8 protein-coding genes are annotated in these 12,492 nt (G+C 59.7%); 5 read left to right on the top strand and 3 right to left on the bottom strand.

Going from position 1 to position 12,492, the window contains the following annotated elements:
- The first annotated feature begins 3 nt into the window (after positions 1-3).
- Together xylB and xylA are read left to right on the top strand one after the other, a co-directional pair.
- Entirely contained in the window at positions 4-1,461 is a 1,458-nt protein-coding gene (gene xylB, locus M0209_RS06435) for a xylulokinase (RefSeq protein ID WP_258887465.1), read from the top strand.
- Positions 1,461-2,777, top strand: coding sequence for a xylose isomerase (gene xylA / locus M0209_RS06430; protein ID WP_258887464.1), 1,317 nt, complete (start codon positions 1,461-1,463; stop codon positions 2,775-2,777). The genes xylB and xylA overlap by 1 nt, the downstream gene beginning before the upstream one ends.
- Before the next feature lie 376 nt (positions 2,778-3,153).
- Here xylA and M0209_RS06425 read toward each other — a convergent pair whose 3' ends face one another.
- Positions 3,154-4,299, bottom strand: coding sequence for an aldose epimerase family protein (locus M0209_RS06425; RefSeq protein ID WP_258887463.1), 1,146 nt, complete (start codon positions 4,297-4,299; stop codon positions 3,154-3,156).
- Between the two features lie 53 nt (positions 4,300-4,352).
- Complete coding sequence (locus M0209_RS06420) at positions 4,353-5,606, bottom strand: glycoside hydrolase family 1 protein (protein WP_258887462.1); 1,254 nt, start codon at positions 5,604-5,606, stop codon at positions 4,353-4,355.
- A gap of 283 nt (positions 5,607-5,889) precedes the next feature.
- On the opposite strand from M0209_RS06420, the gene M0209_RS06415 reads away from it, so the two are divergent.
- Both M0209_RS06415 and M0209_RS06410 read left to right on the top strand, forming a co-directional pair.
- Entirely contained in the window at positions 5,890-7,017 is a 1,128-nt protein-coding gene (locus tag M0209_RS06415; protein ID WP_258887461.1) for a VOC family protein, read from the top strand.
- A 19-nt stretch (positions 7,018-7,036) separates the two neighbouring features.
- Entirely contained in the window at positions 7,037-8,350 is a 1,314-nt protein-coding gene (locus M0209_RS06410) for a hypothetical protein (protein ID WP_258887460.1), read from the top strand.
- 89 nt (positions 8,351-8,439) lie between these two features.
- Here M0209_RS06410 and M0209_RS06405 read toward each other — a convergent pair whose 3' ends face one another.
- Complete coding sequence (locus tag M0209_RS06405) at positions 8,440-10,764, bottom strand: TonB-dependent receptor (RefSeq protein ID WP_258887459.1); 2,325 nt, start codon at positions 10,762-10,764, stop codon at positions 8,440-8,442.
- Between the two features lie 145 nt (positions 10,765-10,909).
- Here M0209_RS06405 and M0209_RS06400 point away from each other — a divergent pair, with 145 nt between their 5' ends.
- The gene (locus tag M0209_RS06400; protein WP_258887458.1) at positions 10,910-12,445 is read left to right on the top strand and encodes an amidohydrolase family protein; all 1,536 of its coding nucleotides are present in this window, start codon (positions 10,910-10,912) and stop codon (positions 12,443-12,445) included.
- Positions 12,446-12,492: the final 47 nt, after the last annotated feature.

The raw sequence follows: 12,492 nt of genomic DNA, 5'->3' as shown, positions 1-12,492 counted from the left end.
ATCATGTATCTGGGTATCGATGTCGGAACGTCGTGCGTTAAAGCGGTGCTTGTCGATGACGATGACGCGGTTGTCGATCAGGCGAGTGCGACTCTCGCAATTTCTCGCCTTCATCCCTTGTGGTCCGAACAGCACCCTGCTGACTGGTGGGCCGCGACCAATCGCGCTGTCGCCAGCCTCGACCCCAATTTGCGGGCGCAGGTGAAAAGCGTCGGCCTTGCCGGGCAGATGCATGGCGCCACACTGCTCGACAAAAACATGCAGGCGCTGCGCCCGGCGATCCTCTGGAACGACGGACGCAGTGGCGCCGAATGCGCGGATCTCGAAGCCAGCGTCGCTGATCTGGGCCAGATTACCGGCAACCGCGCGATGCCCGGCTTCACCGCACCCAAACTCCAATGGGTGCGCACGCACGAGCCCGAAGTTTTTGCGGCCACCAAAACGGTGCTGCTGCCCAAGGACTATGTCCGTCTGCGGATGACCGGCGACACTGCGTCGGACATGTCGGACAGCGCTGGCACCTTGTGGCTCGACGTCGCGGCGCGCGACTGGTCGGATACGATGCTTACTGCAACCGGGCTCGACCGGTCGCATATGCCGACCCTGTTCGAGGGTACTGCCGTCACCGGCCAGCTCCGCGCCGAGCTTGCCGAAGCCTGGGGCATGACCCGCGTGCCGGTGGTAGCGGGCGGCGGCGACAATGCGGCAGGCGCGATCGGAGTCGGCGTCGTGCGCCCCGGCGATGCGTTTTTGTCGCTCGGCACTTCGGGCGTGCTGTTTCTCGCCAACGACGGCTACCGCCCCAATCCGGCGGGCGGTGTCCACAGTTTCTGCCACGCGCTGCCCAATCGCTGGCACCAGATGTCGGTCATCCTGAGCGCGGCAAGCTGCGTCGACTGGGCCGCGCGGCTGTGCGGTGTCGAGAATGCCGGCAGCCTGTTCGCGCTGGTCGAGGCGCGCGGCATGCCGACGACGACCGAGATGTTCCTGCCCTATTTGTCGGGCGAGCGCACCCCGCACAACGACCCCGATGCCAAGGGCGTTATGTTCGGCCTGACGCATGAAACGGACGCTGCGGCGCTCGGCCAGGCTGTGCTCGAGGGCGTCGCCTTTGCCTTTCGCGACGGCCTCGACGCGCTGCTCGACAGCGGTGCCACGCTCGACACGATCACGGTCATCGGCGGCGGCGCACGCTCCGCCTATTGGGGCAAGATCCTCGCGTCGGCGCTGGGCCGCCCGCTTATCTATCGTGACGGCGGCGAAGTCGGCCCCGCGTTCGGCGCAGCGCGCCTCGCCCGCCTCGGTCTGGGTACCGACGCGATCGAAGACGTCTGCACCCCGCCGCCGATCATCGACATCGTCGAACCCGACGAACGTCTGACGGACCGCTTTGCGGCGCGGCGACCCGCCTTCCGCCACCTTTATTCGACACTCAAATCCAGCTTCACGGAGACAGCATAATGCCCGCCAGTTATTTCGCCGATATCGCGCCGATCCAATACGAGGGACCCGAAGCGACCAGCCAGCTCGCCTATCGTTATTACGACAAGTCGCGTGTCGTCATGGGCAAGACCATGGAAGAGCACCTCCGCATGGCGGTATGCTATTGGCATACATTCTGCTGGGACGGCTTCGACGTGTTCGGCGCGGGCACGTTCAACCGCCCGTGGCACGGCGGCGCGCTCGACCAGGCGGCGGCCGACCACAAGATGGACGAAGCCTTCGAGTTCTTCACCCGCCTCGGCCTGCCCTATTTCTGCTTCCACGACGTCGATGCGATGGCACAGGCCCACACAATTCAGGAGCACGTCGCCAATTTTGCCGTCACCGTCGACAATCTCGAAAAGAAGATGGCCGAGACCGGCATCAAGCTGCTTTGGGGCACCGCGAACCTGTTCAGTCACCCACGCTACATGGCGGGCGGCGCGACCAACCCCGATCCCGAAGTCGTACGCTTTGCCGCGACGCAGGTGCGCCATTGCCTCGACGCGACGAACCGTCTGGGCGGCGAAAACTATGTGCTGTGGGGCGGTCGCGAGGGCTATGACACCATTCTCAACACCGACATCCGCCATGAAAAGGAGCAGCTCGGCCGCTTCCTCAAGATGGTCGTCGAACACAAGCACAAGATCGGCTTCAAGGGCACGATCCTGATCGAACCCAAGCCGCATGAGCCGACCAAGCACCAGTACGACTTCGACGTCGACACCATCTATGGCTTCCTGCTGCACCACGGCCTCGAGAAAGAGGTCAAGGTCAACATCGAGGCAAACCACGCGACCCTGTCGGGCCACAGCTTCGAACACGAGATCGCGAGCGCGGTCGGCCTCGGCATTATGGGGTCGATCGACATGAACCGTGGCGATCCGCAGAACGGCTGGGACACCGACCAGTTTCCCAATGATGTCCGCGAAATCACGACGGCGCTCTACTACATCCTGCAGGGCGGCGGTCTCGGCACCGGCGGCAACAATTTCGATTCGAAGGTGCGTCGCCAGAGCATCGACCCGGTCGATCTGTTCTACGGCCATGTCGGCGCGGTGGACGTCCTCGCACGCGGGTTGCTCAACGCGGCAGCTCTGATCGAAGCCGGCGAACTCTCGGGCTTTGTCGCGGACCGCTATGCAGGCTGGAAATCGGGTGTCGGCAAGGCGATCCTCGATGGCTCGACCAGCCTCGAGGCACTCTCCGATGCGGCTGTCGCCGATGGCGTCAGTCCGAAACCGAAGTCGGGCCGTCAGGAATATCTCGAAAACATCATCACCCGCTACACCTGAGGAAGGCGCGATGCGTTTGAGCCATGTCGTCTCAACACTTGTCTTTGCCGCATCGGGAGCGGGAGTTGGCGCGCAGGCACCGGTCGCGCGGGGTGAGCGGATCGGCCTCGAACTCTGCGGGATCGTTGCGGCGGGGAAAGCCGATGCGACGGTCAACTCTAGGGATATCGGCGGGGCGCTCTGGTTGACAGCTTTGGACGCGCGTAGTTGCTCGGCGGCTATCGCCAACATTGCGGTCGTTCGGAAGGGTCACACAACCTCTTGGCAGCTGCCGTTCATTCACATCCACGATTGCCACGCGCTACGAACAGAATGCGGCTGGTTGCTGGTTGGCAGGATTCGGCGAGGCGGGTGGCCTCAGCGGACGTTCGACGGATCAGCGCAGGGTAGTCAGACGGTAGGTTATGGAGTTGTGGTAGGTCTGACCAGGTTCGAGCCGGGCGTTTGGATATCCAATCTGATTGGGAGAATCGGGGAATATCTGTGGTTCCAACACGATGGCATCACCTTCGCGGTAGACCTTCTTTGCTTTGCCGCTGGTCGTACCATCGAGGAAGTTGCCCGAATAAAACTGTAGCCCCGGCTGGTTCGACCACAACTCAAAGCCACGCCCTGAGGTCGGGTCGTAAACTTTGGCCATCAGGTGCTGCTCGGGCGTAACTTTCCGTCCAATCACCCAGTTGTGGTCGTAGCCACGTGCCCAGCCGATCTGCTTTTCACGCACGTCGCGGACTCGGTCGCCCACAGCGCGAGGGGTACGGAAATCGAAGGGGGTGCCTGCAACGGACCTAGCCTCTCCGTAAGGGATCGCCCCGTCGTCGGTGGGCAAATAAGTGTTGGCCGGGATTGTGACGATTAAACCCATTGCGCCATTCGAAGAACCTTCACCGGACAGATTCCAATAAGCATGGTTGGTAATGTTGGCGATCGTCGTATGGTCGGTAGTTGCTGTATAGTCGATCGTCAGATTGTTGCGCTCGTCGAGCGAATAGGTTGCATTGACAGTCATCGTTCCAGGGTAGCCCTGGTCATCGTTCGGACTGACGTAGCGCAGCGTTACCAATGAGACTGGGCCGCTCTTCACGGATACGACGTCCCATAAAACCTTGTCGAAGCCGATGGTGCCGCCGTGCAGTGCATTCTTGCCGTTGTTGATCGGGGTCTGAAAGGATTGCCCGTCTAGGCTGAAGCGGCCTGCGGCGAGGCGATTGGCGAACCTGCCGACAGTCGCGCCAAAATATTGCGGCTTAGAGAGATAGTCGCCGATATTGTCATAGCCCAGTGCAACGTCGGCTTTCCTGCCTTTTCGATCCGGCATCACCAATGACTGCAAACTTGCGCCGTAAGCGATGACGTTGGCAGACACGCCGCGCAAATTGGTAAGCGTTACCGCCACCACGACGCGACCATCCAGAAGTTTTCCAAATATCGATTTTCGCGCCTCGCCCGCGGAAGCAGGTGCGGCAGCAAGCGACAGGCAGATGACCACAAGCGGGAAAAGCGCCTTCAGTAACATCTTCATCCTCTTTTCCTTTGTTATTTCTGTCCCAGGCGCAGCCATGCAAAAGGATTGCCCTACAGCGCGTTGCGGCGGGCAATGGCGCCGAGATGGAATGCACTTGGCTTTGGGGTCCGAACGAAAGTAGTTCGGTCGACCGCAACGAGTCCAAATTTCGGGCGGTAGCCATACAGCCACTCGTAGTTGTCCAGCAGCGACCAGTGTAGATAGCCGCGGACGTCAATTCCATCATTCAGGCAGTCGCGAAGCGCACGAAGCGCGCTGTCGATATAAACGATGCGCCGCGCGTCATCCTCCGTGCCGACGCCGTTCTCAGTGATAAAGATGGGTTTGCGGACTTTGGACGCTGCGTAGCGAACCACAGGCCCCAGCGCCTGAGGATAGAATTCGTAACCCATCTGCGTGCGCTCCGCGCCTAGCGGCGGCGGCAGCTCGCCTTGCGGCCCGACTTGTCCGCGAGTGTAGACCTGGATTCCTAGGAAGTCAGACTTGTCGGCTACTTCCAGCCAGCCGTCGTAACAGGCCCGGCGGCGCGCGTTAAGCAACTCGGCAGGCGCCTGATCATCCTGCATCGCCAAAGTCACACCGATCGGCAGATTCGGACACTCTGCTTTGGCAGCGCGCATTGCTTCGAAATGCGCCTGCTTCAGGACCGGTTGCATTTTCGTCTCGTCCCCCAGCAGATAGCTCACGAAGCGGTCCGAGCCCGACGCCTTTGCCGCCGCCGCAACCATCGGGTCGATGGTTGGAAGTTCGGCGCGCAGATCTTTACGCCAAAAGACCGTGTTGATGAGGTTGGGCTCGTTGAACGTTGCCGCGGTGTGTATGAAATGCCCCAAGTGGCGTGTGACTTTCTCCACGAACCGGGCGAAGAACTGCGGTGCGTCGCGCTCCTCGAAGCCGCCACGTGCAGCAAACCAGCGTGGGACAGTAAAGTGGCTGAAGGTGACGAACGGTGCGAGACCATGACTGCGGACTGCCTCGAGCACGCGGGCGTAATGGTCGAGTTCGGCAATGGAAAAATTCCCTGGCTCTGGCTCAATCCGGGACCATTCGAGACTAAAACGGAGGCAGTTCAAGCCGAGCTGAGCGGTTAGCGCAGCGTCGTCGGCGTAACGGTGATAAAAGTCGCAGGCGTCGCCGACCGGTTCGGCAAAGACCGTAGGTTTCACGGATTCCAGCACCCAATAGTCGGAGTTGACGTCGTTTCCCTCCACTTGATGACCAGCCATGGACGCGCCCCACAGGAACCCCTTGGGAAATGCGCGGTGCGGAACAGCAGCACTGGTCGGCAAGGGGACGGCCATCATCGCTGCCGCGAGAGGCATCCCGATTAGCGTTCGGCGGTCCAGTTCAGCGTTATTGGCAAACGGGCGAGGGGTGCCCTTCGTGCCCGCATCCGATCCTTGCAATTCTCGACTCCGGTTAAGACCGCGCGCTGATGCACGTCGGGCCCAATGTCCCGCCGACTACTTATCACCGACAACCATCTGGTCCAAGAATAATATATTTTTTATCATAAAATGTTGCAAGATTGACATTCGGTGTCTTCTGCGGCCACGATCAGACGTTGCGGAGAGGATGGAGACGACAATGCTTGAGATCAGTTTAGATCAGGCGGAAGCGTCGGTGCTCGACCCCCGCATGCGCCCAAGCAGCAATCCACTGGTCAAGGTGTGGGATATCGCCAGTGTAGAATTCGGCCGCCCAGATTTGGACAAGGCATTGTCCTTCCTCAACGATTTTGGTTTAACCCTTGATTGTCGTGATGCGGACACTGCTTTCTTGAGCGGTTTGTCTGGCTACGGGCCTTGTTACATCCTTCGCCGAACGGACACGCCCTGCTTTCGCGGGATTGGACTGGTCGTTCGCACGCTGGAAGAACTCGACCGCGTAGCGACGCTACCGGGCGCCTCAGCCGTGGAGCAGGCTTGCGGTTGGGGCGAAGGCAAACAAGTGCGGCTGACTGATCCTGCCGGTTTCCCGGTGCGGGTGGTGCAGGGCCCTCGGCATGAGACTCCCGCTCCTCGTCATTCGCTTGTCCAGAACCTCGAACTCCCGAGAAGTCGGGTGAACGCCATGCAACGCCCTCCGCTTGGTGCAGCTACCGTGCTGCGCCTCGGTCATGCGGTGCTGTCTGTCGTCGACTTCTTTAGGTGCGTCCGCTGGTACATGGACAATTTCGGGTTGTTGCCGACCGACGTGCAGACAATTGGCGACAGCGATCCGGCATTGGTCTTCATGCGCTGCGACCGAGGGGATACGCCAGCGGATCACCACACGGTGGTGCTGGTTCAGAATGTCGCCAACCAATACAGCCACAGTGCTTTTGAATGCATGGATCTCGACGACATTGCGATGGGCCAAGAGCACCTGTTGTCCAACGGCTGGAAGCACGCCTGGGGCGTGGGTCGGCATCTCCTTGGCAGCCAGATTTTTGACTATTGGCGCGATCCTTGGGGGGACAAGATCGAGCATTTTGCAGACAGCGATATGTTCACTGCGAACCACCCAGCAGACGTAACGCCGTTGACGACGGGGGGACTGTACCAATGGGGTCCGCCAGTGCCTTCCGACTTTGAAGCGCCGAAGCTAACGCCCGCTTTCCTTTGGAAGGCGATCCGCAACGTACGCCGCAGCGACGAGATGACCTTCACGCGCGCAAAGAAGCTGCTCAAGGCGATAGGTGACAAGCCGCGGCCTTGGGTAGGCAAGCACTGACCATCAGAAGGAGGCGCGCATGATACGGAGGGATATCCTCAAGGCACTAGCCCTCGCCGTACCGCTGTCCTTGCCGCTCGGGCCAGCCTTAGCCACTGAAGCCGTCGCGCCGGTTTCTCCGGTCGCCGGACGATGGCCGATCGACAAGGTAAAGGCGTGGTACGCCCAATTGCCGTGGCTGGTCGGCGCGAACTATCTGCCTTCGAACAAAATCAACACGATCGACATGTGGCAGGCGTCGACTTGGGATCCCCGCACGATCGGGCGCGAGCTCAAACTGGCGCAGTCGATCGGATATAATACCATGCGCGTGTTCCTCCATCCGTTGGTTTGGGAAGACGACGAGCAGGGGCTTTACCGTCGCATGGACCGCTTCCTTGCGATGGCCAAGCAATGCGGAATCCGACCGTCGTTCGTTTTATTCGACGACTGCCATTATCCCTATGCAAAATTGGGTCCTCAGCCCCTGCCGGTGCCCGCGTTTCACAATTCCGCCTGGGTCAATGCGCCGGCCCGAGAGCTTGCAGAGCGATACGCACGTGGTGAGGCGTCGGCGCAAGAAGTGGCGGCGCTCAAAAGATACGTCCAGCGAACCATCGGGCGCTTTGCTAACGACCGGCGCGTGCTTTATTGGGAGCTTTATAACGAGCCGGGGCGCGGCAATGGGGAATATGACGCTTCCGGCAAGCTGATCCTTGCTCAAATTGGCGATCGGTCGAAGCAATTGGTCCACGACTCTTGGGTTTGGGCGCGCGCGGTCAACCCATCGCAGCCAATTACGTCTACCAGCCTCGGCGGCATCGGAGAGACAAACTCTGCGATTAACGCCGCTAATAGCGATATCTACTCGATCCACGTCTACGACGCTTTTACAGAGGTGCAAAAGGCGGTTGAGTCTTGGTCAGCGGAGGGAAGGCCGGTCCTTGTGACCGAGTGGCTGAACCGGTCGACACTCGCCGATATCCCCAAAGACATGCTGTCGCTGTTCAGTGACGCCGAATGGCACAGGCGCTTCGATGGAACCAACATTCCCAAATATGTGCTGCCCTATTTGAAGACACAGAATGTCGGCGCGATAAATTGGGGTTTCGTAACCGGAAAATCTGAAACCAACTGGCATTGGTCGAGCCGCTACGTGAACGGCAAGATCCGTAACCTTGCGGCAGAACGCAAAGCAGGGAATGTGATCCTTCCCGGCGACCCGCTTCCGGAGCCAAAGCTATGGTTTCACGATCTCTTTGGGACGAACCACGCGCCGCATGACCAGGCAGAAATTGAGGTCTTCAAATCTCTGACCGCAGCGCCGCGCTCTTGGCCCGCAGGCACTTTTTAGGCAAACTTCAGGATTATCGCCGTTTGGCAAAAAAAGGGGACGCTGACGACACGAATGCCGCCAGCGCCCCATTCCCCCTTTTACGTTGGTCAGAAGCGGAAGGTACCTGCCAGCCCAATCGTCCGTACCGAGTCGGGCCCAAATGACGACTCGAATGTCGCGTTGTTGACCGTTGCGTCGATCGGATCGGCTGCGATGAAGAGAGGGTACTTCTTGTTCGTGCAGTTCTTGCAGAATACCGAGAACTGCATGCCTTCGACCTTTAGGCCGACGCTTGCGCCGAAGATGTCCAGTGGTCCAACAGCCGAACCTGGAGCTGCGTTAATGTTATAGTTGATGGACGAGCGATGATACCAGTTGCCGTCGATGAACGCAGATGCACCACCGCCGATATCCGTTTCATACCTGGCCTGGAAAGTAGACGTAAATTGCGGCGTCGTAGGGGTCTTGAAGCCAGAGGCGTCGAATGAGCCCGTGGTGGAGCAGCCCGTTGTCGGCTGCCCCGGATAACATTGGGCGCCCGGGAATGAGTCGAACTTGGAGTCAATGTAAGACGCATTTGCGTTGATCGTCAGTCCACGAAATGGGTTTGCGATAATGGTTAGCTCGCCACCTTGGCTAGTGAGAGCCGCAGCATTTTGGATGACAAACGCTGTGACAGCCGCGTTGAACGACTGGGTCTGGAAGTTCTTGAACTTGCTATGGAACAGCGCAACGTTGACGATCAGACGACGGTCCAAAAAGCTCGACTTGAGGCCCGCCTCGAAGGTACTCGAAGTCTCCGGCTGCACGATAAGGTTCGCGGTAACCGTGGCGCCGGCATCGTTCGCGCCGGGTCCCTTATAGCCGCGGCCATAGGTGGCATAGGCCATGATGTTCGGCGTCGCCTGGTATTGTGCCCCCACCTTGTAGCTGAAGTCGGTATTGGCGGATGACTGGTCGAACGTCGCACGGACGCTCAGCGAGCGGAAGTAATTGTTCTGCCCCTGCGATTGCACGATGTGGAGTTCGTCGCGGGTTACGCGCCCGCCGGCAATCAGCTGCAGCCCGTCGGTGAGCTCGTAGGTCAACTGCCCAAATGCCGCATAGCTCTTGTTGTCGAGCACGTAATTGATGTCGCGCCCGATAAAAAACAGGTTGCGCGTCGTGCAGCCGGGCGTGACGAGGCCAACACCGACGCAGAATGGGGCATTTGGCTGTGCGACCGCTGGCACGTTGAAATTGCCAGACGTGAGCAGGCCCCGAACGCTCTGCGCATCGAAATAATACAGGCCAACCTGGCCGCCAAGCCGCTTGCCGTTCGGTAGGGTCAGGCGAAGTTCATTCGAGAACTGGGTGTAGTTGGTATCCACCAGGTTTGTATCCAGAATATTGGCAGACGTCTGGTCGATATCGAAACGGGTGGTGTCCTTGAAACGCTTCCACGCGGCAATATTGCTGATGTTCCAGCCCTCCCCGAGATCGTAGCTGAGCGTCCCCTGTAAGCCGACGTTCAGGCGGTCCCGGTAATAGGCACCCGTACCGGACACCAGAAAGTTATCGGCGGCCGCGGTGATCCCATCCGTGACCAGAACGGGCCGGATGAGCGACCCTGCCGCCGGACCTACCGAGGTGAAAGCGTTCGTTGAATTGCCGCCATGCGATTCCGCATATTCGCCGATAACATAGAGCGAAAGACGGTCGGAGAGGTCGCTCAGCAACTTACCGCGCACGCCATATTGACGCTGGTTTTCATCTTGCCGCTGGGAACTGATCTTCGTCAGCGTCGTCACCGGCTCCGCGTACGAATAGAAGCCGTTGACCCGCAGGGCGGTCGACTTGCCGAGCGGCACATTGATCGTCTCACGCGCGATGACATATCGGGCGCTGCCGGGCGCGCCGGGTTTGTCCCGCGATCCACCTTCGACATTGAAAATGTTTTCGGTACGGCCAAGCTCGGGCTTAGCTGTGACGATGTTCATGAGGCCGGCGGAGGAGTTCCGTCCGAACAGCAGGCCCTGCGGGCCGTTCAGCACCTCGACGCGCTGAACATCGTTGAACAGATTGACTGCCAAGCCGGGCTGGCCAAGATTGACCTCATCAATGGCGACAGCAACACTGGAATCGACAGAACTCGAATTTGCCAGCGTGCCCACGCCGCGGATCGAGTAATTTCCGAGAAGCCCAACCTGCAAGCTGGGCGCGACCAGGGGGAGCTGGTCGAGGCCATTTATGTTGCGTGCGCTGAGCGTATCTGCGGTCACTGCATTTACGGACAGAGGCACCTTCTGGAGACTCTCGCTGCGGCGTTGCGCTGTGACGACGATGTCGCCCACGCCGGCGGTATCGCCACTGGTCTGCGTATCAGCAGTCTGAGCAAATGCCGACGTCGCAAGAAGCAACATTGAGGTGCTCGCAGCCAACTTGATTTTCATGGAACCTCTCATGTCTTCCCCTTCTCGTGCGCCTCTTGCCGGGCGCATTTAGCCTGCTGCCATTAGCGTCGCCGAAGTGCGCTCTTGCCATATTAGTTTTTCGAGCACAATATATATTTTAATACGATATATATGAGGAGGGCTAGTGTTCAGATCCCGCAAGACGCGTGTCCTGCTGCTGGTTGGCGTGATCTGCCTGATCGCGATCATGACCGCGCTTGTCTGGCCATCCACGCCCCAGCGCCCGGTCACGAAAATGCTCATCGCCGGACGTCTTCGCATTGACGGCGTGATAGTCGTTGACCCTCGTGATGGCACTCTTCATCCCGAGATGACGGTCGAAATGACGGCAGGCCGGATCACGCGTGTGGCGAAAGCAGACACGCTTTCAATCGATCCGAAGGTTCAGCGCATTGACGGTCGCGGGAAGTTTATCGTCCCGGGCTTCAACGATATGCATCACCATTCGGTCGATGCCGATGATCCGTCCGGCGACCTGGCGCTGATGCTCGCCGAAGGTGTCACAGGTTTTCGGCAGATGTCCGGGTCGGACTCGCTGCTGCAGGAACGGCGCGAGAACCGATTGCCACTGACGCGCCTAGCCCCGCAATTGCTTGCTATGCCCGGGGCGGTTCTCACTCCGTTTAATGCCGGATCACCCGAGGCCGCACGGGCAGAAGTGAACAAACAGAAGGCGGAGGGCGCGGACTTCATCAAAATCGGGCTCGTCCCACCCGATGTTTTCTGGGCCGCGCTTGCGGAGGCAAAGAAGGTCGGCCTGCCCGCCGTCGGGCACCTGCAGGTCGGGGTCGATCCGGTACGTGCTTCACGCGAAGGCTTCCGCTCCATTGAGCACCTGGGACCCGGCGCACCGATCTGGATCGCCTGTTCCAAGAACAGAGAAGCACTGTTTGCCGAAGCGGCAGCCCATCCTGCGATCAAGGCACCTCCCTTTCATATCCCGTTTCTAGAGGCGATCGTGGCCTGGCGTTTCAGGACGATCGGGGTGAATCCCGCAGCCTTCGCCAGTCCTGACGACATCGCCCGGCTCCAGCGCGCTTTAGATTCATATGACGCGAGCCGTTGTCGCGCGCTCGCCGAGCAGTTCCGCAGAAACAATAGCTGGCAAGTCCCCACCCTGGTCAGGCTTCGCACGCAGCAGCTTGCCGACGATCCCGCCTATCAGGTCGATCCGTCTCTGCGGTACATGCCGCAGGAGAACATTGATCGTTGGCGCGGGGTTTTGGAACGCTTCAAGGGTCTGCCCGCCCCAATGCTCGCCACCCTTCGTTCGGCCTACGCGCGTAATCTGGCGTTGACGAAGCTCTTTTCGGACGCAGGTGTGCCGATGATGGCGGGGACCGATTTCGGGGGGCTGGCGTCCCCTGGCATGACGCTGCAGCTGGAATTTGTCGAGCTCGCACGCGCAGGCATCTCGCCACTTAAGGTGCTGCAGATGACAACTACCAACCCCGCCATTTTCCTCGGTCGTACCAAGTCGATGGGACTGGTGGCGGACGGATATGATGCCGACCTTGTTCTGCTCGATGCCAATCCGCTCGACAGCGTAGGCAATCTCCGAAGCATCGCCGGGGTTGTGCGCGCCGGATATTACTACTCGGCGGCTGATCTCAACATTTTGCGCGACCGGATTGCGCGTAGACGCGGCACCCTGAAGTGATCGGGCATTCGCGGCCATGCGACGCGCTTGATGTTTATATATTTTGA

Origin of the sequence: Sphingomonas sp. SUN039 (assembly GCF_024758725.1) — a bacterium.
GTDB lineage: Bacteria > Pseudomonadota > Alphaproteobacteria > Sphingomonadales > Sphingomonadaceae > Sphingomonas_O.
Note: the sequence above shows the minus strand (reverse complement) of the source record. Positions and strands in the feature narration are given on the sequence as shown.

Bases quoted from the DNA above. Each gene is read 5' to 3' on its own strand.
- M0209_RS06405 (WP_258887459.1), bottom strand. From the start codon at position 10,764: ATGAAAATCAAGTTGGCTGCGAGCACCTCAATGTTGCTTCTTGCGACG.
- M0209_RS06425 (WP_258887463.1), bottom strand. From the start codon at position 4,299: ATGAAGATGTTACTGAAGGCGCTTTTCCCGCTTGTGGTCATCTGCCTG.
- M0209_RS06415 (WP_258887461.1), top strand. From the start codon at position 5,890: ATGCTTGAGATCAGTTTAGATCAGGCGGAAGCGTCGGTGCTCGACCCC.
- M0209_RS06420 (WP_258887462.1), bottom strand. From the start codon at position 5,606: ATGATGGCCGTCCCCTTGCCGACCAGTGCTGCTGTTCCGCACCGCGCA.
- xylB (WP_258887465.1), top strand. From the start codon at position 4: ATGTATCTGGGTATCGATGTCGGAACGTCGTGCGTTAAAGCGGTGCTT.
- M0209_RS06410 (WP_258887460.1), top strand. From the start codon at position 7,037: ATGATACGGAGGGATATCCTCAAGGCACTAGCCCTCGCCGTACCGCTG.
- xylA (WP_258887464.1), top strand. From the start codon at position 1,461: ATGCCCGCCAGTTATTTCGCCGATATCGCGCCGATCCAATACGAGGGA.